21 protein-coding genes are annotated in these 23380 nt (G+C 71.1%); 7 read left to right on the forward strand and 14 right to left on the reverse strand.

Annotated elements, in window-relative coordinates; translation table 11 throughout:
• Positions 1-206 precede the first annotated feature (206 nt).
• Positions 207-1136: a LysR substrate-binding domain-containing protein gene (locus ABDW61_RS19960; protein ID WP_343641180.1), complete on the forward strand. Its 930-nt coding sequence runs from the start codon at positions 207-209 to the stop codon at positions 1134-1136.
• A gap of 10 nt (positions 1137-1146) precedes the next feature.
• Here the strand turns inward: ABDW61_RS19960 and ABDW61_RS19965 are convergent, their stop codons facing one another.
• From ABDW61_RS19965 to ABDW61_RS20015, 11 genes are read right to left on the reverse strand one after another with little or no spacing between them, the layout of a single operon-like run.
• Complete coding sequence (locus tag ABDW61_RS19965; RefSeq protein ID WP_343641182.1) at positions 1147-2808, reverse strand: asparagine synthase-related protein; 1662 nt, start codon at positions 2806-2808, stop codon at positions 1147-1149.
• A complete protein-coding gene (locus ABDW61_RS19970) occupies positions 2805-3800 on the reverse strand; it encodes a glycosyltransferase family 2 protein (RefSeq protein WP_343641184.1) in 996 nt (331 codons plus the stop codon). Before ABDW61_RS19970 ends, ABDW61_RS19965 begins: the two co-directional genes overlap by 4 nt.
• A complete protein-coding gene (locus ABDW61_RS19975) occupies positions 3797-5248 on the reverse strand; it encodes a lipopolysaccharide biosynthesis protein (RefSeq protein WP_343641186.1) in 1452 nt (483 codons plus the stop codon). Before ABDW61_RS19975 ends, ABDW61_RS19970 begins: the two co-directional genes overlap by 4 nt.
• Positions 5245-6252 carry a glycosyltransferase family A protein gene (locus ABDW61_RS19980; protein ID WP_343641188.1) on the reverse strand — a complete coding sequence of 336 codons (1008 nt, stop codon included), beginning with the start codon at positions 6250-6252 and terminating at the stop codon, positions 5245-5247. The genes ABDW61_RS19975 and ABDW61_RS19980 overlap by 4 nt, the downstream gene beginning before the upstream one ends.
• Positions 6249-7442, reverse strand: a complete 1194-nt coding sequence (locus ABDW61_RS19985) for a GNAT family N-acetyltransferase (RefSeq protein ID WP_343641189.1) — start codon at positions 7440-7442, stop codon at positions 6249-6251. Before ABDW61_RS19985 ends, ABDW61_RS19980 begins: the two co-directional genes overlap by 4 nt.
• Complete coding sequence (locus ABDW61_RS19990) at positions 7439-8698, reverse strand: glycosyltransferase (protein ID WP_343641255.1); 1260 nt, start codon at positions 8696-8698, stop codon at positions 7439-7441. The genes ABDW61_RS19985 and ABDW61_RS19990 overlap by 4 nt, the downstream gene beginning before the upstream one ends.
• A gap of 25 nt (positions 8699-8723) precedes the next feature.
• Complete coding sequence (locus tag ABDW61_RS19995) at positions 8724-9926, reverse strand: DegT/DnrJ/EryC1/StrS family aminotransferase (protein ID WP_343641190.1); 1203 nt, start codon at positions 9924-9926, stop codon at positions 8724-8726.
• A complete protein-coding gene (locus ABDW61_RS20000; protein ID WP_343641191.1) occupies positions 9923-10768 on the reverse strand; it encodes an ABC transporter permease in 846 nt (281 codons plus the stop codon). Before ABDW61_RS20000 ends, ABDW61_RS19995 begins: the two co-directional genes overlap by 4 nt.
• A gap of 11 nt (positions 10769-10779) precedes the next feature.
• Positions 10780-11709, reverse strand: coding sequence for a hydrolase 1, exosortase A system-associated (locus ABDW61_RS20005; RefSeq protein ID WP_343641192.1), 930 nt, complete (start codon positions 11707-11709; stop codon positions 10780-10782).
• Positions 11706-12587: a hydrolase 2, exosortase A system-associated gene (locus ABDW61_RS20010; RefSeq protein ID WP_343641193.1), complete on the reverse strand. Its 882-nt coding sequence runs from the start codon at positions 12585-12587 to the stop codon at positions 11706-11708. The genes ABDW61_RS20005 and ABDW61_RS20010 overlap by 4 nt, the downstream gene beginning before the upstream one ends.
• Before the next feature lie 28 nt (positions 12588-12615).
• The gene (locus ABDW61_RS20015) at positions 12616-12867 is read right to left on the reverse strand and encodes a phosphopantetheine-binding protein (RefSeq protein ID WP_343641195.1); all 252 of its coding nucleotides are present in this window, start codon (positions 12865-12867) and stop codon (positions 12616-12618) included.
• A 141-nt stretch (positions 12868-13008) separates the two neighbouring features.
• Between ABDW61_RS20015 and ABDW61_RS20020 the strand changes: the two genes are divergently transcribed.
• The 6 genes from ABDW61_RS20020 to ABDW61_RS20045 all read left to right on the forward strand — a co-directional run bounded on the left by ABDW61_RS20020 (position 13009) and on the right by ABDW61_RS20045 (position 21229).
• A complete protein-coding gene (locus tag ABDW61_RS20020) occupies positions 13009-14616 on the forward strand; it encodes an acyl-CoA ligase (AMP-forming), exosortase A system-associated (RefSeq protein ID WP_343641197.1) in 1608 nt (535 codons plus the stop codon).
• 83 nt (positions 14617-14699) lie between these two features.
• On the forward strand, positions 14700-15911 hold the full coding sequence (locus ABDW61_RS20025; protein WP_343641256.1) for a pyridoxal-dependent decarboxylase, exosortase A system-associated: 1212 nt from the start codon (positions 14700-14702) through the stop codon (positions 15909-15911).
• A complete protein-coding gene (locus ABDW61_RS20030; RefSeq protein WP_343641199.1) occupies positions 15908-16942 on the forward strand; it encodes an acyltransferase in 1035 nt (344 codons plus the stop codon). The genes ABDW61_RS20025 and ABDW61_RS20030 overlap by 4 nt, the downstream gene beginning before the upstream one ends.
• A 124-nt stretch (positions 16943-17066) precedes the next feature.
• Positions 17067-17957: a sialate O-acetylesterase gene (locus tag ABDW61_RS20035; protein WP_343641200.1), complete on the forward strand. Its 891-nt coding sequence runs from the start codon at positions 17067-17069 to the stop codon at positions 17955-17957.
• A 265-nt stretch (positions 17958-18222) separates the two neighbouring features.
• A complete protein-coding gene (locus tag ABDW61_RS20040; RefSeq protein WP_343641201.1) occupies positions 18223-20061 on the forward strand; it encodes a retroviral-like aspartic protease family protein in 1839 nt (612 codons plus the stop codon).
• Positions 20062-20227: 166 nt separating this feature from the next.
• Complete coding sequence (locus tag ABDW61_RS20045; protein WP_343641203.1) at positions 20228-21229, forward strand: hypothetical protein; 1002 nt, start codon at positions 20228-20230, stop codon at positions 21227-21229.
• An 18-nt stretch (positions 21230-21247) separates the two neighbouring features.
• Here the strand turns inward: ABDW61_RS20045 and ABDW61_RS20050 are convergent, their stop codons facing one another.
• The 3 genes from ABDW61_RS20050 to ABDW61_RS20060 all read right to left on the reverse strand — a co-directional run bounded on the left by ABDW61_RS20050 (position 21248) and on the right by ABDW61_RS20060 (position 23323).
• Complete coding sequence (locus ABDW61_RS20050; RefSeq protein ID WP_343641204.1) at positions 21248-22480, reverse strand: type II toxin-antitoxin system HipA family toxin; 1233 nt, start codon at positions 22478-22480, stop codon at positions 21248-21250.
• Positions 22464-22730 (reverse strand): helix-turn-helix domain-containing protein, encoded by a 267-nt coding sequence (locus ABDW61_RS20055; protein ID WP_343641206.1) that lies wholly within the window; start codon positions 22728-22730, stop codon positions 22464-22466. The genes ABDW61_RS20050 and ABDW61_RS20055 overlap by 17 nt, the downstream gene beginning before the upstream one ends.
• Positions 22731-22825: 95 nt before the next feature.
• Entirely contained in the window at positions 22826-23323 is a 498-nt protein-coding gene (locus ABDW61_RS20060; protein ID WP_343641207.1) for a DUF1203 domain-containing protein, read from the reverse strand.
• Positions 23324-23380: the final 57 nt, after the last annotated feature.

Raw genomic sequence — 23380 nt, forward strand, 5'->3', positions numbered from 1 at the left:
CCAGTGGCTTTTGTTGTCGCGATTCCCCGGGTCTGCGAGGTGTCCGGATCGATCGCGTGCTGCTACTGTGCGGCCAGCGCAGGCATTGGACCAATTCAAGTTTTCGGCCCGCTGCATTCACTGCCTCTATGCATCGCCAGGGAAAACCAGCAGAGGACGGGCATCCGCCGCCAGGCCGACCCCTCCCGGCCGACGAGGGGTCGCCCATGCGTCTCACCCAGCTCCGCTCCTTCCATGCCGTGGCCGCCACGGGCAGCTTCACCCGCGCCGCCGAGCGGCTGCATGTCAGCCAACCCACCGTGACGACGCAGGTCGCGCAGCTGGAGGCGCTCTACCGCGTGGAGCTGTTCCACCGCGGCGGCCGGCAGGTGCGGCTGACGGGGCTGGGCGAGCGGCTGCTGCAGCTGTCGCGCCAGATCTTCGGCATGGAGGCCGAGGCGGTGCAGCTGCTGCGCGATGAAGGCGAGCTGCGCTCCGGCCATCTGCGCGTGGCGGCAGTGGGGCCGCACCACGTCACCCGCATGCTGATGGCCTTCCATCAGCGGCATCCGGGCGTGAGCGTGTCGGTCAGCACGGGCAACTCGCAGGACGTGCTGGACCGGCTGCTGGCCTACGAGGCCGATGTCGGCGTGCTGGCGCAGGCGTCACGGGACCGGCGCTTCGCGGCCGTGCCCTACAGCGAGCATCCGGTGCTGATCTGCTGCAATGGCGCGCATCGTTTCGCGCGCCGGCGATCCATCGGCATCGCCGAGCTGCGCCACGAGAAGCTGCTGATGCGGGAGCAGGGATCGACGACGCGCCTGGCGCTGGAGACCGCGCTGCAGGCGGCCGGCGTGGCGCCGGACGTCGTGATGGAGATCGCCAGCCGCGAGATCATCCGCGAGGCCGTGATGCTGGGCGCCGGCGTGGCGGCCGTCTCGGCGGTGGAGTTCGTGCCTGGCCGCGGCCTGCACGCGGTGTCCATCAGCGATGCCCGCGTGCGGACCTGCGCGCACCTGGTGTGCCTGGCCGAGCGGCGCGACATCGGCATGGTGCGCGTGTTCATGGACCTGTCGGAGGCGGCGCAGGCGCCGGCATGCCGCGCGGAGCGGGCGCCGGATCAGGTGCCCGATCAGGTGCCCGATCCGGCTCCGTGAACGCGCGAACTCAGACCCGGTAGTTGGGCCGCCGTCCGCGGAGCCACTGCTCCATCATCATCAGGATCCACACCATCTCGCCGTAGTAGCCGGGGTGTTCGGGCAGGCGCTGCTTGAGCAGGCTCTGGATGAACTCGGGCCGCACGATGCCGCGCGTGGACAGGCTGCCCAGCGAATCCGCCGCCAGCGCGCGCAGGCCGTCGTCGCGCGTGGCCCAGACGCCGAAGGGCAGGCCGAAGCCCTGCTTCTTCTTGACGATGATCTCCTCGGGCAGGAAGCCGCGCAGCGCCTCCTTGAAGAACCAGCGCAGCTTCAGCCCCTTGAGCTTGTAATCCGCCGGCAGCCTCTGGGAGAAGGCCAGCAGCTCGTCGTCCAGCATCGGGAAGCCGACCGAGGTGCCCGCCAACTGCGTCGTGCCCACGACCTTGGGCAGGTCGGTGTCGGCCAGCGTGTAGCGCCAGTCGAAGGCCAGCATCCGGTCCACCAGCGTGCCGCTCTTCACCGCGTTCCAGACCTGGCGCTGCTGCTTCTGCGGCCCCATCGGATCGACGCGGCGCAGGAAGTCCGTCTCCAGCACGTCCGCCATGCCCAGCCGCGTCAGCAGGTTGTAGCTCTGCAGCCGGTCCGGCATCGGCACGCGCGCCTGATCGATGTAGCTCGCGCCCTTCTTCAGCAGCGGCAGCCGGCCGATCGGCGAGCCCAGCACCGGCTGCAGCACCAGGTCCCGTAGCGGTCCCGGCACCTTGCCGTACCAGGAGAACACCGTCTGCTTCGCGTAGCGCGTGTTGCCGCCGAACAGCTCGTCGCCGCCGTCGCCGGCCAGCAGGTGGCGCACGCCGTTGTCGTGGGCGCGGCGCGCGCAGTAGTAGGCCGGCAGCGCCGAGCTGTTGCCAAAGGGCTGGTCGTAGTGCGTCGCGACCTTGGCGATGCCGTCGACCAGGTCCTTGGGCGTCACGTAGTACTCGTGATGACGGCAGCCGAAGTGCTTGGCGGCGATGCGCGCGAAGGCCATCTCGTCGTAGCCCTCGGCCTCGAAGCCGATCGAGTAGGTGTCCGCGCCGCGGCCCGCGACGCGGCTCAGCATGCCCGCCACGGTCGAGCTGTCGGTGCCGCCGCTCAGGAAGCAGGCCGCGTCCGGCGCCTGCATCTGGCGCGCCACCGCGCGCTCCAGCATCTGCTGGAACTCGGCCTTGAGTTCATCGAGCCGCGGCGCCGGATCGGCGCGGAACCCGGGCGTCCAGTAGGGCAGCACGCGCAGCTCGCCGCGCTCGAAGATCGCCACATGCCCCGGCGGCAGCCGGAAGATGTTGCGGAACACCGTCCGCGGCGAGGGGATCACATGGAAGTAGAGGTAGTCGAACAGCGCCTGCGGATCGAGGTCGGCATCGTCGCCGGCGAGCTCGTCCGCCCGCGTGGCGAAGCGCAACTCATGGCCGACGATGCGGTAGCACAGCGGCTCGATGCCGAAACGGTCCGTCGCCAGCACCGTGCGCCCGCCGGGCTGCGCCCAGGCCACCGAGAAGCGTCCGCCGACCTGGGACAGGCCGGGCGCCGGATCGGCCGCCGCCAGCAGCGTGCGCCAGGCGTCGTCGCGCTGGGACTCGAGGGCGTCGATGCCCAGGCCGGGCAGGCTCGGATGCCCGGTGGACAGGAAGGTGGCGGTGCGGGTCATGGTGCGCGGTCTTCTGAGGGCCGGGTCGAAGGAACGGGTGGCAACCAGTGCGGCCCGCGCGTCAGGCAGGCCTGGCGGTGCCGGCGGATGCGCGGCACTTCCGGAATGACGCGCAGGACGGCCCCCCAGCCGGCCAGCGCCTCCACCCAGTTGAAATAGACGAACAGCTGCAGCGCGCCCTGCACGGTCTGCGAGGCGAGCGCGTACCAGAGGTTGCGGCCGAAGCGGCCTTGCGGCTTCTTGATGTCGTTGACCACGATCGAGCGCAGCCGCGAGGCGCGCTTGCGCAGCCGCTGCGCGGCCGGGATCGATGACGCCGGCGCATGGAAGCCGCGCAGGTGGCGGAAGCTCGCCGCCGGCACCAGCGCGATGCCGAAGCCGTGATGCCGCGCGCGGGCGCACAGGTCGTCGTCTTCGCAATAGAGGAAGAACAGCGGGTCGAAACCGCCGACCTGCTCCAGGAACTCGCGCGTCAGCAGCCAGGCCGCGGCCGGCAGCGCATGCGCGCGGTAGTGCGGCGCGATCGGATGCCCCATCACCGCGTCGGTCAGGTAGGCCGTCGCGTGCGGCGCGACGTAGTAGCGCAGGAACGTGGGATCCATCGAACGGCCCTCGCCATCGAGCTGTAGCGGGCACAGGATGCCCAGCGAGGGATCGGCGGCGGCCTCGCGCAGCAGATGCGCGATGGCATCCGGCGCCAGCACGGTGTCCTGGTTCAGGAGGAAGACCTGACGCGCGCCATCGGCCAGCGCGCGCGCGATGCCGATGTTGTTGGCGCGGCCGAAGCCCAGGTTCTGCGCTTGCGGCAGCAGCGTGACCTCGGGGAACTGGCCGGCGATCGCGCGCGTGTCGTCCGAGGACGCGTTGTCCACGACGATCACCCGCAGCGGCACGGTGCTTTCGCGCAGCGCGCGCAGGCAGTCCGCCATCCACGGCGCGCCGTTGAAGCTGACGATGACGCAGGCCACGTCGGGCCGGGACAGGGCGCTCATGGCGTGGCTCGCTTGCGCAGGTGGTGGAAGGCGCGCATCACTTCCTGCGCGAGCGGGTGCCGCAACGCCTGGGCCGCGATCAGCAGCCCGGCGATGCCGGCGCCGCCGGTCAGCATCAGGCCGATCAGCAGCGGCAACTGCGCGCGATGCGAGAGCTCGGCGGCCAGCGCCTGCGCCGCGATCGAACCGGCCGCGACCATCGCGCTCTTGAGGCTGGGGCCGAGCAGGGTGCGCGCCGTCGCGCCCAGCAGCGAGCGCATGTAGTGGACGTAGAGCGAGAGCGCCACCAGATGGCTCACGATCCACGAGCCGGCCAGCGCCTCCAGGCTGAAGCGCGACGCGATCAGCAGCACGATCAGATGGACCGGGCTGTAGATCAGGTTGATGCGCAGCCGCTTGGCGACATGGCCCGTCGCGTTGAGCAGATTGGGCCCCAGGCTGTAGAGGTAGGTGGGCATGATGGCCAGCGCCAGCAGCGTGCAGATCGGCGCGGCCGCATCCCATTGAGCTCCGAACAGCAGCCGCATGATGTCGCGCGACATCAGCGCGACGAAGCCGAAGAAGGGCCAGGCGATCGCCGTCATCATCGCCGTGCCCTGCGCGTAGAGCGCGGGCAGGTCGCCGCCCTGGCGGTGCTGGTCGGCGAAGGCGGGCGTGGCCACGCGCAGCACCGCCGAGGTGACGTTCGTGTAGAACATCTCCAGCAGCCCCAGCGCGCGGCTGAACAGCCCCACCGAGGTCAGCCCGAACACGCGCGCGATGATGAATTCATGGGCGTTGCGGGTGAAGGTCTCGATCAGGCGGCTGGTGACGAAGTAGGAGCCGTAGCCGAAGACCTGCTTCATGCCCTTCACGCCGGGCAGCAGCAGCGTGCCGGGTGGCCGCATCGCCAGCAGCAGCAGCGCCTGGAAACCGGTGTTGGCCACGCTGGCCCAGGCCAGGCTGCGGAAACCGAAGCCGTTCATCGCCAGCAGCACGCCGGTGCAGGCATGCACCATCGACGACGAGAACTGGATGATGAAGATCTTGCGGAACTCCATGTGCCGGTTCAGCAGCGCGAAGGCGGGCGAGGCGAACGGCAGGATCGCGAAGTTCAGCGCCAGGATGCCGATCACGTCGACGACGCCGGGCTCGCGCAGCGCCTGGGCCAATGGATGACGGGCGAGCAGCGCGAGCAGTCCCACCGACCAGCCGATCGCGATCGCGCCCGCGTAGGCGGCGCGCAGCTTGTCGTCGGTGAGTTCCTTCTCCTGGATCAGGTACTCGCTGATGCCGAAGTCGCGCAGCACCGTGGCCACGGTCACGAAGGCCGCGCACACGGAGTAGACGCCGATCTGGGCCGGCGTCAGCAGGCGCGCCAGCGCCATCGTCGAGGCGATGTTGACGATGAGGCTCGCGTAGCGCTCCGCGAAGGACCAGACCAAAGCCCCTCGCACTTTCCCGTTCATGCCGTCGCGCTCCCCGATCGCCGCGTCAGCTTCTCGCCGAGCACGCGGAAGGGCACGGCGGCGGCGTAGAGCAGGAAGGTCGGGTCGAAGCGCACGATGTCGCGCACCAGCTTGAGGTTGACCGCCTTGCCATGCCGCACGCGGTGCAGCAGGTCGCGTACGACGTCCTGTTGGAGCTTGCGGATGGTGCGCTGGTTGTTGCGATGCTGGCCGTCGGTCAGCCGGTAGAAGCGCGGCACCGAGGTCCAGACGAAGAGCTCGTTGCGCAGCCGGTGCAGCGAGCGCTCGGTGCCCCAGCCAGCGCTCTGGTAGATGTTGATGCCTTCGCCGTTGTTGCAGTCGACCTCGGTGGAGAAGCAGAAGGTCGCGCCGCCGGCCCCCAGGTCCATCCAGAAGAAGAAGTCCTGGCCGTTGAAGAACTCCTCGCGGAAGCGCAGCGCGGGGAAGCGGTCGAAGCGGTAGACCACCGTCGAGGTCTGGATCAGCCCGCCGCCGTCGCTCAGGATGTGCTCCAGCGGCGAGACACCGAGGTCGAAGCCCCGCGGCCGGGCGCAGACGGACGCATGCGGCTTGTCCAGCGTGCCGATGCGCTGGAAGTTGGTCTGCTCCGGATAGTTGAACGACCACCAGTCGGCGAAGTAGCCGTCGAAGCGCTCGCCCATCACGGCCAGCGCGTTGGCGAGGTGGTTGGGGCGCCACTCGTCGTCGGAGTCGAGGAAGGCGACATAGGCCGTGCCCGGCGGCACCAGGTCCAGCGCCTTGTTGCGCGCGGAGCCGGCGCCGCCGTTGGGCTTGCGGTGCACGGTCAGCTGCTCGCGCGGGAACTCGGGATGGGCGTCGATCTCGGCCTGCGCGGGCACCGGCGATTCGTCGTCGACGACGATGACGTGCAGCCGGTCGGCGATCGTCTGCGCGAAGGCCGAGGCCAGCGCCTTGGGCAGCAGCCCGGGCTGGCGCTGGAAATGCGGGATGACGACGGCGATCAGCGGGGCGGTGGCGCTCATTGGGGGGCTCCCTGGACATCGGCCCGCGCGGGGGCGGCGGGCGTGTCCGGCGGCGCCGGATCACCGGCGGAAGGCGTGGTGGAAAGCGTGGTGGACGGTGCTGCGGCAGGCGACGCGGAAGGCGAGGCGGCGGCGTCGCCGCCACGCAGCAGGCGCTTCAGCGCGGGGACCCAGCCCCAGCGGTACAGCGTCGCGTGATAGATCGGGCGGGCGTCAGCGGTCCAGCGCGTGTGCCACTCCATGACCTTGCCGTAGAACTCGATGCGGCGCAGCGGGCCGCCCGCCGCCGCGGCGTCGAAGAGCTGCTGGAACTGCACCTGACGCATCAAGGTCGACGGCGACACAGCCTTGTGGGCTTCGTCGTAGGCGGTCTTGAGGATCACGATCTTGCCGCCCGACTCGATACACAGGTCCATCGCGACGACGGCGTCGTCGAACCAGTACTGGTAGAGGCGGGCACGGCCGTCGCGCGCGAAGGCTTCCAGCATCGCGCGGTAGAACTCGTACTGCGGATGGCCCGGCGCGATCGCCGTGCCTTCCTGACCCTTCCAGCCGCTGGCCTCCAGGCGGCCGTAGTCCGTCAGCGCCTGGGCGACGTCCTCGGGATGAATGAGGCATTCGATGCGGGTGACGGTGCCCGCGCTGTCCAGCTTCTTCTGCTGCTTGCGCAGGTTCTGGCGCAGGTTCTTGCCGCGCGCTTCCCAGTAGCTGTCGAAGTCGCCGGCGAGGTCGACCCAGGCCGTGTCGATGTAGTCCTGGCCGCGCCAGCGCGGGCCGTCGGCGGCGCGCGGGTGGAAGAGGCTGTCCAGCTGCGTCAGCCCCAGCGCCAGCGCGGGGAAGGGCAGCGCCCGCAGCAGGCCCGCGGCGAGCGGCTCGAGCGGCTCGCCGGCGGGGCTGAGCCAGGCGCCCAGCGGCAGCTGCGAGGGCTGGAAGGTGGTCCATTGGCCGTTGCCGGCCGGCGCGACGATGGCCGCCGCGCGGGGCGCCTTCGGATCGCCCAGCAGCGCCAGCCGCTCGCGGCCGCTGCCGAACACCGACAGCAGCGGCGTGAGGAACGCGCTCTCCAGGAAGGGCAGGCCCGCGACCCGCGATTGCAGCGCGTCCCAGGCCGCCGCATGCGGCGCGAACGCGGCCGCGCCGTGCAGCGGGAACAGCGTCCAGGACAGGGAATTCAGGGGCGGCGGGGTCATGGACGGGCCTCGGCGGTGGGCATGTGGGGGGCGCAGGCTTCGTCGAGCACGCGCGCGAGCTCGCTCGTGCGGGCCTCGCGAGAGGCTTGAGCGACGACGCGCGGCGACGGCGCCGCGGCGCGGCCGTGGAGCAGGTCGCCCAGGAAGCGGTCGAAGGCGGCCGCGACGCCGGGGCCGTCCTCGAGCGCCGCGGCATGCGGCAGTCCGGCGCGGCGCATCAGCTGCGCGGTGTCGCCGGCCGGATCGGCCAGCGTCAGCACGGGCCGGCGCGCGCGCAGGTACTCGTAGGCCTTGGCGGGGATCTGGTCGTTGCAGTCGCGGGACTGCAGCAGCAGCAGGCCGTCGGCCTGCAGCATCTCGGCCAGCGCGTCGGCGTAGGGCAAGGTGGGCGCGATCTCGACCAGGTCCGTGATGCCGTGGCGCGCGGCCAGCTCGCCGACGAAACCGTCATGCGCGGTCGCGCGCAGCCGCAGCCGCAGCCGCGTGGCATCGACGCGGCCGTCGGCCTTCGCGGCGGCCAGCGCCTCGAACAGCCGCGCCGGGCTGCGCCAGTCGGGATAGATCACGCCGCTGTGCAGCAGCACGCGCGGTCCGCCGGCTGGCGCCGCAGGCCCGGCACCCAGGGCGCGCTCGGCCTGCTGGAACGCCTCCTCGCTGTAGCCGTTCTCGATCACGCGCAGCCGCTCGGCCGCGGCCGGGAAGCGGGCCGCGTAGAGCCGCGCGGCGCCGGGCGTCGTGAAGGTCAGGCGTGTCGCGCGCGAGAACACCTTGCGTTCGACCGCGGCGAAGCTGCGCCACAGCACCGGGTCGGCCGGATAGCCGTCATGCGCCATCGGATCGCGGAAGTCCGCGACCCAGGGCAGGCCGCTGAGCCGCGACAGCCAGTAGCCGATCAGGTGCGCGGTCGGGATCGGATAGGTGCTCCAGATCGCGTCGGGGCGGGTCTGGCGGATCAGTTGCAGTCCGGCCGGCACGGCGCCGAGCAGCCAGCTGTGCCAGCGGTCGGGGCGCGCCAGGAAGCCGGGATAGCGGCCGCCGATCGACAGATGCCGCGCGGCGTCCAGCGCGAAGGCGCGGCGCACCGGCAGCGCGGGCGGAATCTCGCCGACCAGGTCCTCGCCCGTCTGGGCGTGCACGCGCGGATCGGCGGTCAGGATGCTCGGCGACCAGCCCAGCGCCGGCAACTGCTGCGCGAAGCGCAGCGCGCGCTGCACGCCGCTGGTGCCCGCCATCGGCGGGAACTGGAAGGAGACCATGAGCACGCGCCGCATCGCCGGACTTTCAGCGCGCGGGCGCGATGTACAGGCGCTCGACCTGCTCGACGATGCGCCGCAGGTCGGCGTCGCTCAGGTCCTGATGGCAGGCCAGCTGCAGCACGTGGTGCGACCAGGACTTGCCGGCATCGCCGGGCAGCCCCGGCACGCCAGGCCACAGGCGGTCCCAGCGCGAGACCGGCACGCCGAGCTTGCGCATCTCCAGGTAGCCCGGATCGGGCGTGCGCACCCACAGCGGGAACACATAGGGCGCGCAGTCGGCCGGCAGCGCGGGCAGCAGCGCGTGCACGCCGTCGCGGCCGGCGAAGGCCTCGACGAAGAATGCGTAGTTGCGGCGCCGCGCCTCGACGATGCGCCGGCGCGGCACCCGCGTGGAGATCCAGCCGCTGGCGCGCGTCAGCGCGCGGTGCGATTGGGAGCGGTCGATCAGCGCCATGTTGGCGTCGATCTCGTCGGCCTCGTCGAGTTCGCCGTAGCGGCTCGGGGCGGCGGGCTTGCCGGCCGGGCCGCGCAGCATCGCGCGCAGCCCGCTCTTGAGCGCGAACGCGCCGCGGATCAGCCCGTTCAGACCGGTGAGCCGGTCGTGGCTGGCGCCCATGTGCAGGATGTCGGAAGCGGCCTTGAGCTGCTCGATCGCGGAGGCCGGCGCCAGCGCCGGCAGCGTCAGCCCGGCGCGATTGAGCGCCAGGATGCCGCCCTCGGGCGTCGGGAAGAACTTGGTCAGGCTGGCGATGGCCACGTCGCCCCAGGAGCCGATCGCGCGCGCGCCGGCACGGCCGAACATCGCATGGGCGCAGTCCTCGATCAGCGCGATGCCGCGCGCGTCGCACCAGGCGCGCGCCTCGTCCATCGGCTGGGGCAGGCCGAAGTAGTGCGGCACCAGCAACGCCTTGGTCCGCGCCGGCACATGGGCCGAGAGCCAGTCCAGCCGCGGCGCGCCGCGCTCGTCGATCGGATAGAAGACCGCGTCGGCGCCCAGCGTCTTCACCGGCGAGACCATGGTCGGGCAGTGGTACGTGGGCAGCAGCACGACGTCGTCCGGTCCGACGGCCAGGCACTCGAGCGCGAGCAGGATCGCGGCGCGGCCGCTGGTGGTCAGCTCATGGCGCGGATGCGCCAGCAGCGTCGGCACCGCGGCCTCCTGCGGGCCGGAGAAGGTGTTCCAGCCGACGACGGGGAGCCGCGGCGCGGGCAGGCGGGACGCGCTCACGGCCGGCCGGGCGCGGACGCGGCGGCGCCGGCGGTCGAGGGGGCGGAGGCGGCGCTGGCCGCGGCCGATGCAGCTGAGGCCGCGGCCTCGGCCGCCTCGGCGGCGCCGGGCTGAGAGGCGGCCTCGTCGGCCTCGGTCCAGCGCTTGGCGCCGATCAGCCGCTGCTTGAGCACCGGCTGCGTCATGCCGGCCGAGTAGGCCTTGCGGGCGTACTCGACGGCGGTGGCGTAGTCCTCCAGGTCGACGGCCACCATGGCCAGGTTGTACTGGCTGAACGGGTTGGTGGGTGCCAGCGCCTTGGCCTCGCGCAGCTGCTCGCGCGCGGCGTCCAGGCGCTTGCTGTCCTTCAGGTACACGGCGAAGAGCAGGCGCACGACGATGTCGTCGGGCTTGAAGCGGATCGCGCGGTTGAAGTAGCACGACACCGTGTAGCGGGCGTCGACGGCCTTGTCGGTGTTGGTGCGCGCGGCCAGCTTGACCATCGCGACCAGCGCGCGGTGATGGTTGGGGAAGGCGCGCAGCGTGTAGTCGAACTCGCGGCCCGGCGTGCCGGCGGCGCAATAGACCATCGCCTCGCAGGTTTCCAGGAAGTGCGCGCTCTCGACCAGGAAGAGGTTGGAGCTGGCGCCGGTCTTGGGATCCTTCTCGGGCGCGTCCTTGTACTCGCGGTAATCGTAGGGACCGAAGTTGTTCTCCAGCGGGCCGCAGCCGCCGGCGGTCTGCGCGATCGCCAGGGTCGCGGCCAGCGTGGCGGCCAGGGCGCCCGCGCCCAGCAGCGCGGCGCGGGCCGCGCGCAGCAGGCGCTGGCGCAGCGGAAGGGGGCATCGGCGGGTCGTCGTCATGCGGGGCTCCGTCAGGCCGGCAGCGCGTCGCGGACGAAGGCGGCGGTGAGCCGCTCGACGTGCGCGCGCCAGGCGGCGGTCGAGAAGGTGTGATCCGCGTCCGGCAGGTCCTCGCGGCGCAGGCCCGGGCGGCTCAGCAGACCGCGCCAGGCCGGGCCGCCATCGCGGCAGCGGTCCAGGAATTCCTTGGCGACGTAGTCATCGCCGGACAGGATCAGCAGCACCGGGCCGCCGAAGGCCCGCAGGCCATCGGCCATCTGCTCGGTGTAGTGGCGGGTGTCGGCGACCGGCGCGCCGGTCTGCGCATGCTTCGCGTTCTTCGCGGCGGAAGGCGGCGCGGCGCGGCTCTGCGCGACCTTGGCCAGCAGCTCCTTCACGGCGGACAGCCCCACGCGGCCGCTCAGCAGCTTGCGCCAGAAGGCCGGCTGGCGCAGCCGGTCCAGGTAGTAGTGCTTGACCTGCGTGCGGGCGAGGCTGGCCTCGGTGCGGACCCAGGGGTTGGCCAGGCAAAGGCCGGCGACGCGCGCGTCGCGGCGGCGGTGGACGTAGAGCAGCGCGGCCGAGGCCGCGTCGCACAGGCCCCAGAGCACGACGCGGCGCAGCGACGGATGCGCGCGCTGCCAGGCATCGATGGCAGCGGCGATGTCGGCGTCGACCTGGTCGAAGGGCCGCTGTTCGCCGCCGGCATCGCCCATGCCGCGGTAGTCCAGGCGCAGGCAGGGCACGCCGGCGCCGGCCAGCGCTCGGCCCAGCAAGGTGAACTGGCGGTGACTGCCGACGCGGTACTGCGGGCCGCCGACGATCAGCAGCACGCCGGTGCCGGCGGCCGCTTCGGTGGGAGTTTCAGCGGCGGGCTCGCTCAGCAGCCCGACCAGCGCCTCGCCCGCGCACTCGATGGGCAGCAGCCGGTCGCGGTAGGGCAGGGCGTGCGGCGCGTTCATGCGGAGACGGCCTCGGCCGGACGATGCGCGAAATCCACGCCCGCCGCGAGCGCGGCGAGGCTGGCTTCGATCAGGCGGGGCGCTTCCTCGATCTCGGTGGCGGCCCAGAAGGACGGGCCCTGGCAGACGGCGGCGCGCACTTCGGCGCCCTGCGCGGTCCAGGCCTCGACGGCCATCGCCGCGGCCGGCGTCAGCGTGGCGTCCTCGCGCGGCGAGAGCTCCAGCCACGCGACGCGGCCGACGCCGGCCATCGGCTTGAACTGGGCGGCTTCCAGGCCATGCGCCAGCGCGGGTGCGAGCAGGTAGCCGGCGATCTCGACCAGCTCGCCGCGGGCCAGTTCATCGCGCATCGCCTGCACGGCGCCCTTGGCCTGGCCGCCGATCAGGTCGGCCGCCACGCGCAGCCGCATGAACTGCTGCAGCTGCAGCTTCCCGCTGGTCACGGGCTGCCACAGCAGCAGATGGACGGGACGATCGGTCACGGCCTGGATGACGGCCGGTGCCAGCAGCGCGCCGGCGCGCAGGCCCCACAGCCACAGCGGCGGCCGCTGGCCGTCCGCGCCAGGCGCGGCGCGCCGGGTGAGCCAGTCCGCGCCCAGGCGCGCGTCGTCGAGCCAGTCCTGCCAGGTGGCATCGCCGAAATCGCCGCTGCTGTCGCCGCAGCCCAGCAGGTCCAGTGTCAGCGTCTCGAAGCCCGCGGCGGCGAAGGCGCGCGCGGTCAGGGCGGTCATGCGGCGGGATTTGTTCATCTCCTCCGCGAACGGCGGCAGGAGCAGGATCTGGCCGCGCGCGCCCTCGCGCTGCGCGGGGTAGTGCACGCACAGCCGCTGGCCACGCGCGCCGGCATCCAGGAAGAAGGGCGTGGAGGCGGCGGCCATGGGGACGGTGGCGCGGCGGTCGCGCCGGTCAGGCGGCGAGCTTGCCGTTCACGAAGTCCAGCAGGGCGCCCACCGTGGCGAAGGTGGCGCCGTCGATCTCGTCGTCGTCGACGACGAAGCCGAACTGTTCCTCGAGCGCGGTGATCAGGCTGACGACCGCCATGGAATCGAGTTCCGGGATCGCGCCCAGCAGCGCGGTGTCGACGCTGAAGTCCTTGGCACGGCCTTCCAGGCTGAGGACGTCGTCGAGGATGGCGAGCAGGTGTTGTTGGGTGTTCATGATCGGGGCGGATCTTAACTGTGGCCCTCTGGAGCAACCCCCGGGGCGCCCCCCCATCCCAAGGGGATCGCGACCCGATCGTGCGGGATTGCCGCGGGTGTGCGTGAGATACTTTTTTCGCCCTCGTACAGTGACGCCACCGTGACCGCCACCGCCACCGACAGCCACCTGCTCCCGCACCTGATCCGGCTCAGCGCCGAACGCGATCCGGACGCGCCGGCCCTGCGCGACGGCGCCCGCGCGCTCAGCTATGGCGAGCTCGCCAGCCAGGTCCAGGCGCTGGCCAGCGGCCTGCTGTCGCTGGGGCTGGAGCGCGCCGGACGCGTGGGCATCTACCTCGACAAGCGGCTGGAGACCGTCGTCGCCAGCTTCGCGGCGCCAGCCGCGGGCGGCGTGTTCGTGCCGGTCAATCCGATCCTCAAGCCGGAGCAGGTCGGCTTCATCGTGCGCGACTGCGAGGTCCGCATCCTGATCACCTCGCGCGACCGCTTCGCGTCGCTGCAGCCGGTGCTGGCGCAATGCCCGTCAGTGCGGCACGTGGTGCTGGTCGACGCCGCGCCGGACACCGCGCCCGCCGGCTGGGTCCGCTACAGCGACCTGCTCGACGCCCCGGCCCATGCGGCCCACCGCGTCATCGACACGGACATGGTGGCGATCCTCTACACCTCGGGCTCGACCGGCCGGCCCAAGGGCGTCGTGCTGTCGCACCGCAACATGGTGGCCGGCGCGAAGAGCGTGGCCAGCTACCTCGGCAACCGCCCGTCGGACCGGCTGCTGGCGGCGCTGCCGCTGTCCTTCGATGCCGGCTTCAGCCAGCTGACGACGGCCTTCCACGCCGGCGCGTCGGTGACGCTGCTGAACTACCTGATGCCGCGCGACGTGCTCAAGGCGCTGGAGCGCGACCGCATCACCGGCCTGACGGCCGTGCCGCCGCTCTACATCCAGCTGGCGCAGCTGGAGTGGCCGGCCGCGATCGACGCCGAGCTGCGCTACTTCGCCAACACCGGCGGCCGCATGCCGCGCGAGACGCTGAACCTGCTGCGCCAGCGCGTGCCGTCGGCGCAGCCCTTCCTGATGTACGGCCTGACCGAGGCGTTCCGCTCGACCTACCTGCCGCCGGAAGAGGTCGACCGCCGGCCCGACTCGATCGGCAAGGCGATCCCGAATGCCGAGATCCTGGTGCTGCGCGAGGACGGCACGCCCTGCGCGCCCGACGAGCCCGGCGAGCTGGTGCACCGCGGCGCGCTGGTGGGCCTGGGCTACTGGAACGACGCCGAGAAGACCGCCGAGCGCTACAAGCTGCTGCCGCCCGGCGTGGCAGGCCGGGAAGCCGGCCTGCAGCTGCCCGAGTACGCGGTCTTCTCCGGCGACACCGTTCGAAGGGATGCCGAGGGCTTCCTGTATTTCATCGGCCGGCGCGACGAGATGATCAAGACCTCGGGCTACCGCGTGAGCCCGACGGAGGTCGAGGAGATCCTGTACGCGACGCAGCTGGTGGGCGAGTGCGTCGCCTTTGGCGTCGATCACGCGACGCTGGGGCAGGCCATCCAGGTGATCGCCACGCCGCCGTCGGGCGCCCAGGCGCTCGACACCGCCGCGCTGCTGGCCGCCTGCAAGGCGCGCATGCCGGCCTACATGATTCCATCGGGCATCGAGGCGCAGACCGGCCCGCTGCCCCGCAACCCCAACGGCAAGATCGACCGCAAGCTGCTGAGCACCGACTGGGTGACACGGCAGGAGATCCGCTGACCGGCCCAGGACCCCGACCCGTGAGCACCGACGACACGCCCCTTTCCGCCGCTCCCGCCAAGGCCGCGCCGCAGCACGCGCCGATGGACCAGTTCAGTGCGCGCGATGGCGTGCTCCAGATCGGCGGCCAGCCGCTGACGCAACTCGCGGACCGGGTCGGCCGCACGCCGTTCTACGCCTGCGACCGCGCGCTGCTGACGCGCCGGGTCGAGGAGCTGCGCGCCGCGATGCCGGCCGGGCTCGAGCTGCATTTCGCGATGAAGGCCAACCCGATGCCGGCGCTGGTGGCGCACATGGCGCGGCTGGTGGACGGCATCGATGTCGCCTCGGCGGGCGAGCTGCAGGTGGCGCTGGACGCCGGCGCGGATCCGCGCGAGATCAGCTTCGCCGGTCCCGGCAAGAGCGCGCTGGAACTCAAGCAGGCGCTGGCCGCCGGCATCCTGATCAACCTGGAGTCCTTCCGCGAGGTCGAGCTGCTGCGCGCGCTGTGCGCCGAGACCGGCTACGCGGCGCGGGTGGCCGTGCGCGTCAATCCGGACTTCGAGCTGAAGTCCTCGGGCATGAAGATGGGCGGCGGGCCCAAGCAGTTCGGCGTCGACGCGGAGCAGGTGCCGGCGCTGCTGGCCCGCATCGGCGAGGCCGGCCTGGGCTTCGAGGGCTTCCATCTCTTCGCCGGCTCGCAGAACCTGAAGCCGCAGGCCATCGTCGAGGCGCAGCTCAAGAGCTATGAACTCGCCCTGCGGCTGGCCAAGGACGCGCCGGCCCCGGTGAGGGTGCTGAACCTGGGCGGCGGCTTCGGCATCCCGTATTTCCCCGGCGAACAGCGGCTCGACCTGGCGCCAATCGGCGCCAACCTGGCCGCGCTGGTCGAGCGCGCCGCGATCGAACTGCCGCGGGCGAAACTGGTGGTCGAGCTGGGCCGCTATCTGGTCGGCGAGGCCGGCCTCTACGTCTGCCGCGTGGTCGACCGCAAGGTCTCGCGCGGACAGGTCTACCTGGTCACCGATGGCGGGCTGCACCACCACCTCGCGGCCTCGGGCAACTTCGGCCAAGTCATCCGCAAGAACTATCCGGTGGTGATCGGCAACCGCATGGGCGAGGGCGTCGAGATCGAGTCCGGTGTCTCCGTGGTGGGGCCGCTGTGCACGCCGCTGGACCTGCTGGGCGAGCGCATGAGCCTGGCGCGCGCCGAGCCCGGCGATCTGGTGGTCGTGTTCCAGTCCGGCGCCTACGGCATCACGGCGAGCCCGCAGGGCTTCCTGAGCCATCCGGCCGCCGCCGAGGTCCTGGTGTGAGCGCCACGCCGCGCCTGGCGCAGCTCGATGCGCTGCGCGGCATCGCGGCGCTGGCGGTGGTGCTGTTCCATTACACGACGCGCTACGACCAGCTCTTCGGCCATGTCCAGGCACCGTGGCTGTCGTTCCCGCGCGGGTACGTGGGCGTGAACCTGTTCTTCATGATCAGCGGCTTCGTCATCTTCATGACGCTGGAGCGCACCGCGCGGCCGATGGACTTCGTCGTTTCGCGCTTCAGCCGGCTCTACCCGGCGTATTGGGGCGCGATCCTGCTGACCTTCGCGCTGACGCATGCGATCGGCCTGCCCGGCAAGACCGTGGGCTGGGAGGCCTTGCTGGTCAACACGACGATGCTGCAGGGCTTCTTCGGCGTGCCGCACGTGGACGGCGTGTACTGGACGCTGGAGATCGAGCTGCTGTTCTACGGTTGGGCGCTGCTGAGCTTCCGGCTTGGCGGCGCGGCGGGGCTGAGGAATTTCCTGTTCGGGGCGCTCGCGTTGCGGCTGGTCTATGCCGCGGCGCATGCCTGGGCCGGCGTGGAGCTGCCGTGGCTGGGCCAGCGCTGGCTGCTGCTGCCGCACATCGCGTGGTTCGCGCTCGGCGTGGCGATCTACCGGCTGAGCCGCGAGGACGCGGGCTCGGTCCGTGATCGCGCGCTGGCGCTGTCGGCCATCGCCGTGCTGGGCGTGGCCGATGGCTGGCATTGGGCGGCGCTGGCGGCGGTGTTCTTCGTGGTGCTGCATGGCGCGGCCCGGGGGCGCTGGACCTGGCTCGAGCACCGGGCGCTGCTGTGGCTGGGCACGATCTCCTACACGCTCTACCTGCTGCACGAGAACATCGGCTGGGCGGTGCTGCGGCGGCTGGAAGCGGCGGGCGTGGAGGTCCACGTCGCGATCGCGCTGACGATGGCGCTCTCGGCGGCGCTGGCGCATGGCCTCACCCGGTGGGTCGAGCAGCCGGCGATGCGCTGGATCCGCGATCGCTACCGGGCGCGCGGACCGCGTTCCGAAGCGGCGGCGGCTCGCGGCTGAGCGGGGCAGGGCGCAGCGCTCCGTCGCCCTGGGCGGGGGCTTTGAGCGAGAGCTTTGAGCGAGAGCGGCCGGGCGCGAGGACAATGCGCGCTCCCTGGACTCCGCCGCTGATCCGGCGCGCCCCATGACCGAAGAACGGAAGAACTCCCTGATCCCGCTGGCGATCGGCGCGGTGGCGCTGCTGACCTGCGGCGGCATGATCGCGGCCGGCGTGGCGATGCTGCGGCAGTCGCGTGGCGCGACGCCCGCCGACGATCTGGCGCGGCGCCTGGCGGCGATCCACGACATGCCGGTCACGGCGCCCGATTGCGGCGCCGTGTTCGGCCGCGAGCAGCCGGTGGTGGTGCTGGTGCTGGGCCAGTCGAACGCGGCGAATCATGCCGATCCGGTGCCGCCCTCGGCCGCGCCGGTGCCGCTGATGCCGGTGCTGCACCTGGGCGGCTGCGGCCTGGCGGGGGCGCCGGTGCCGGGTGCCACGGGCACCGGCGGCAGCCTCTGGCCGGCGGTGAACCAGGCGCTGGGCGGGCGCTGGCGCGGGCATCCGATCGTCTGGTCGGTGATCGCGGTGGAGGGCAGCTCGATCGCCGAATGGACCGCGCCGGAGGGCGCGCTGCGCGGCTACTGGCAGACGCAGCTCGACCGCATCAAGGGCACGCGCTGGCCGGTGGCGGCGGTGCTCTGGCAGCAGGGCGAGGCCGATGCCCGTGACCGCACCGCGATGGCCGACTACCGCGACGCGCTGGCCGCGCTGAAGGCCGGCATGGCGGCGCGCGGCGTCGATGCGCCGTGGTGGATCGCGCGGTCGACCTGGTGCCCGCCGCATGACGGCGGCCAGATCCGCGAGGCGGTGCGGGAGCTGATCGCGATTCCGGGCAGCGGCTTTCGCGCGGGGCCGGATACAGACGTGCTCGGCGCGCCGCTGCGCAATGGCTGCCATTTCAACGTCGACGGCACGGTGCGCGCCGCGGCCTTGTGGGCGGAGATCCTGAAGCCGGCGGCGGACGGCAAGGACTGACCCTGGGGACAAGTACAGCAGAGGTGGATGACGAGGAACATCGCTGACGAACCAGCGCGGCGAGGTCATCCGCAAGGCAGGCTTCGAGGCGTTGTTCCTCACGGCGCCTTGACACCGTTTCCCCCTTTGAAGGGGGATATTCCCGGGGTCGAACGGCGTATCGTCCTGGGTCGCGCTGGGCGGCCGAACGCCCGCGCGACACATCCCGAGGGAGGGACGATTGCATCCACGTCTGAACGCAGGGCCGCAGGCCCGACCGCATGCCGTGCTTCTGGCGCCCCTGCTGGCACCGGTGCTGGCGCTGACCCTGGCCGGCCAAGGCCAGCCGGCCCGGGCGGCCGAACCCGATCCGAACCGCTGCCGCATCGAGGCCATGGACATTCCGGTGCGGCTCGTCGAGCAGCGGCCGGTGGCCACGGTCAAGCTCAACGGCGTGCCGGTGCCGATGCTGGTGGACAGTGGGGCCTTCTACAGTTTTCTCAGCGAGGCGAGCGCGAAGCAGCTTGGCCTGCGTCTGCGGCCAGCGCCGTCCAACATGCGCGTGTACGGCATCACCGGCGCGGTCGAGGCGCTGAAGGTGACCACGGTCAAGAGCGTGGTGCTGGAGAAGGCGGAGGTGCCGGGCATTGAGTTCCTGGTGGGCGGCAACGAGATCAACGCCGGGATCATGGGCGTGCTGGGCCGCAACTTCCTGTCGATCGCGGACACCGAGTACGACCTGGCGCACGGCATGGTGCGGTTGGTCCTGCCCAAGGGCGATTGCGAGCGCACCTCGCTGGCCTACTGGGCGGGCGATGCGCCGGTGATCGAGACGCCGCTGATCGGCTATGGCGGCAACGACCGCACGGTGCGGGTCGAGGTGCGCATCAATGGCCAGAAGACGACGGCCGTCATGGACACCGGCGCACCGACTTCCTCGCTGGCGCTGAGCTCGGCGCGCAAGGCCGGCATCGCCGAGGCGGACATGACCGCGGCGGGCCGCACGGGCGGCGCGGGTTCCGACCTGACGCAGCAATGGATGGCCAACGTGGAGACCTTCGAGATCGGCGGGGAGAAGGTCTCCCGGAACCGGATGCGGGTCAGCAACATGCGGGGCCTGGACGATGGCATGTTGCTGGGCCTGGACTACTTCCTGGCGCACCGGGTGTACGTGTCGCGGCTGCAGGGGAAGGTCTACGCGACCTGGAATGGCGGGCCGGTCTTCGCCAAGGGGGCCCCTGGGGCCCAGGCCGAGGACCTGCGCTATGCCGCGAAGGCGGAGCAGATCGCCGCGGACGACGCGGACGGCTTCGCGCGGCGCGGCAACGCGGCGCTGGTGGCGGGCAACGCGGCCGGCGCGCTGGAGGACCTGGACCGGGCGATCCAGCTGTCGCCGGCGGTGGCGGGCTACTTCGAGTCGCGCTCGCGGGTGCAGCAGGCGCTGAAGCAACCCAAGGCGGCGCTGGCCGACCTGGACGAGGCGCTGAGGCTGGATCCGTCGATGGCGGAGGCGCGGCTGCGCCGGGTGTCGCTGCGCATGGCGGCGGGCGACCGGGACGGCGCGGGCGCGGACCTGGCCGCGCTGGACGAGTCACTGCCGCCGGGCTCCAACCTGCGCGCCCAGATGGCGGCCATTCATGCGCGGCGCGACGAGGCGCCGCAGGCGCTGCGGCAATTTGAACTCTGGATCGCGAGCCATCCGCGGGATCAGCGGCTGGCGTCCATGCATGGGGAGCGCTGCTGGCTGCGCGCGCGGATGAACCTGGAGCCGGCGCGGGCCGTGGACGACTGCAAGGAGGCGGTGGACCTGGACGATGGGGAACCGGCGTATCGCTGGTTCCTGGGCTGGGCGTGGCTGCGGCAGGGCGATGCGGCCAGAGCGAGGAAGGCCTTCGATCAGGCGATCGAACAGAAGCCGCAGGCCTGGGCGTTGTATGGGCGCGGGCTGGCGCTGACGAGACTCGGCGAGGCGGAGAAGGCGCGCATCGATTTCGACGCCGCGCGCAAGCTGGTGCCGGCGATCGACGACGGCGTCAGGAAGGCCGGATTCGCGTTCGACGATCTGCCCGCGCGTCCGGCGCGGCCGCAGGCGGCGGCCTCGGCGGCGTCGGGAGCGGTGCAATGAGCCGGCTCGCGCGCGGGTGATCAGTCCGCTTGTGGGAGCTGTCGGCGCTTCATCGCGTCGCGGGTTCGTACTGCTGGCGCGGCGCCGCTGCGAGGAACCACGGCGCGGCAGCGGGCGACTCCCGCAGCTTCCCTGTTTCAGGCCCGCGCAACGCGGGCGCCCCATCATGGCCGACCTCCCCGATTACTTCGCCCCGGACAGCCTGCTCGCCCGGCACTGGCAACAGCCGCTGTGCGACTTCGCCGCGCCGCCGGCGCCCGCCATCGAGCCCGTCGAGGCGGAGCGCCACGCGATCCATGCCGGCCTGCTGATGGCCATCGTCGCCGCCTGGTGGAACGGGAATCTGCGGGGCAGCCGCGACTCGGACTATCCCTCCCGCGTCCACCAGCGGCGCGCCGACGGGACCTACCTCGGTGACCGCCTGGGCGACCGGTACCTGGGCCACAACATCGCGGCGCTCGCCGTCGATCGAACGGGCCGGGTGCGCGATGTGGACTTCAACCACAACACGATCTACGCCAGCACCGTTCAACATGCCGAAGCCCGGCTGATCCGCCGCCTCTTCGACATCGACGCGCTCGACCAGTCCCGCCGTCCGCGGGACGAGGACGTCCATGTCGCCCGCACGCGGCTGGACGGCGTCACGATCTTCACCTCGCTCGAATCGTGCGCGCAGTGCTCCGGCATCATGGCACTGTCCTGCCTGCCGAAGGTCTTCTATCTCCAGCCGGACCCCAGTCAGTACCTCGTCGCGCAGTTGATGCACCGGCTGTCGGATGCGCCGGCGGCGCAGCATGTGCCGGCGTCGGCGTTCGGATTTCCGGCCTTCGATCAACTCAAGGCGGCCTATGCGCATTTCCAGCGGGAGCTGGCCGAGGGCGGCTATTTCTGGCGGTCGACCACCGACCCTCAACGTATCGCGCGCGAGCCGGAGATCACCGCCTTCCTCTGCACGGATGCCGCCCGCGACATCTACCAGCAAGCGGCCGACGACTTCCAGCGCATGAGCTGCCGCTTTCCGCACGCTCGGCCAGGCGCGGACATGGCCCCCGCCAGCGCGGCGGCCGCGCAGGACGTGCTGACGAACGAGGAGGTGCTGGAGGACGCCCGGCAGTTCCTGGCCTATGCCGCGACCGCGGCCAGGCGCGGGACCCCCCACTTCAATTGATGCGCGATCAGGCCGTGCTCAGCGCTCGAAGGTCTCGAGGAAACGGCGGGCTTCGATCTCGACGATCTCCCGCAGGCCTTCGACCTTGGCGACCCATGGCGCGAGGTCGTCCAACGTCTTGAGCACGATCTTGGCGAGCTCGATGATCCGCGCGTCGATCTGCGCGCGCGTCATGTCACAAGAGCGCCCGAACTCGAGCAGGCCAAGCCGGGACGCGAAGAAGCTCTTGTTGCCGTCCAGGTTCAGCGCCAGGTTGTCCTCGCGGATGTAGACGCGCGTGCAGACGATGTCGTAGGCCGGCGCCATGCCGACTTCACCCGAGATGCGGTCGTACAGGACGCCGAAGTTCTTGAGATGCGCATCGCCGTTTCCGAGGATGCAGGAGAGCACGACCATGTCGAACAGCTGCTTCGTGGCCTCCTTGGCCCGATGCGGCGAGCAGAAGAGGTGGAGCACGCGCCGGATCAATTCATAGGATCCTCGGTACTTCTGGTCGGGGAGTGAGCCTGTCAGCGAGAGGATGTCCTCGAAACCCAGGACCTGGCCGCCTGGTGGGCGATCGAAACGGCGCATGATGAAGAGCTCTCCGTCGTCCGAGAGGAAGAACTCGGGCACCGGAACCCCAGCACGCTTGACCGCGGTCATGCACACGAATTCGTTGATCGACAAGCCGGGAAACTCGTTGAGGCCGGACTTGACGATGAGATCGGAGGTGGGAATCGCCGCCTTGTACTCGGGCTCCATGCTGCTGCGTTCGGGAACCAGGACTTTGGGCTGAACGCCGCTCACGCCGCTGCGCATCACATAGTCGTCGACGAGACGCGCGAACAGCTCGCGGGTGCCGCGCGCGGCGAGAAGATCCGCAAGCCGTTCTCCATCGCCGGCCCGCCGGGGCGGTAGATCTTCCTGCCCGTCGAGCACGTAGCGGAGCCGCCCGATGGGCGCCTGTGAGCCGATGACGCTCAGGAGCAGCAAGGGATCGAGACCGCTCGTTTTCGCCAGTCGGTTGCGCAGTTGCTCGAGGACGAATCCTTCGGGCAGGTTCATGTGGAAGATGGGGTGAAGCGTCGACTGTTCGTAGGGTTTGGCGCGCAAGGGCATGGTCAACGCGGGGGCGTGATCGGCGGTCGCGTCGGGGCCGAAGGTGAACAGGTAGTCGGTGTCACGCTGAAGCCGGCCGCAGAGCCCCTCTGGGGCGAAGACGGAGAGGTGGCGCGGAGGCTTGGAGGCGGCATCAGGCGAGGTCGTCACGAAGCAGCTCCCTGATTTCGTCCAAAGTGGGCCGCTGTTGCGGCACGACGCGCATCTCGCCCCCCATCGCTGCTGCGACGCGCGCATAGGCGGCCACGGCGACGCCCGGTTTGCCGGCCTCGATCTGCACAACCTTCAAGCGAGGCACGCCAGCCAGTTCCGCCAATGTGGATTGGCTGTATCCCCGCTCCTGGCGCATCGCCTTCAGCGATTGGGCCAGATGAAGCAACCCCGTCTCGAAATCTGCCATGGATGTATCGTATTCGATACTCTGAAGGATGAAAGTATGGAATTCGATACTTGCGAAGTCAAGGTGACGGCGGACGCCGATAGGCGAGCAGGGTTTCAGGCGGTGGGGGCGGACGACGCCCCTTTGTCGCATCGCTCCACCCGCGCCGCGAAGCATCCGCGCTTGGCGTAATGCACCTGCAGGAAGGACACCTCGGGATGCGCGAACAGCTTCTGGATCAGCGGCTCGACGCGATCACCTTCGATGACATCGGCCTCAACCATCATGCCGGCCGCGTCGAAGGCGCGTACCGACAGCAGCCGGCCGCGCAGCGACTTCGGGATCTCGTTGACGCGGTCGAAGCGCTCACCGTCCTGTTCGCGCAGATAGATCGCGTGCGTGCCGCGATACGGCGTCGCGACGTCGAGGTAGACGTAGTTGAGCAGCAGCACCGTCTCGCCCGGCTCGGCGTCGTCGAGCGTGATGCGGTCGGGCGCGGAGCGCGGGCTGTCGATGCGCACGCGCAGCACGCCGCGCTCGCGCAGGGCGTCGTCGGACAGCCCGAAGAGGGGACGGAACGGAGTGGGGTCGAGACCCAGGATGCGGAAGTCCATGTGAGCGCGGCGCGGGGGCCGTCGTGGTGAGTGATGGACCTCACGATAGGGAACGAG

Origin of the sequence: Roseateles sp., assembly GCF_039595595.1 — a bacterium.
Classification (GTDB): domain Bacteria; phylum Pseudomonadota; class Gammaproteobacteria; order Burkholderiales; family Burkholderiaceae_C; genus Roseateles.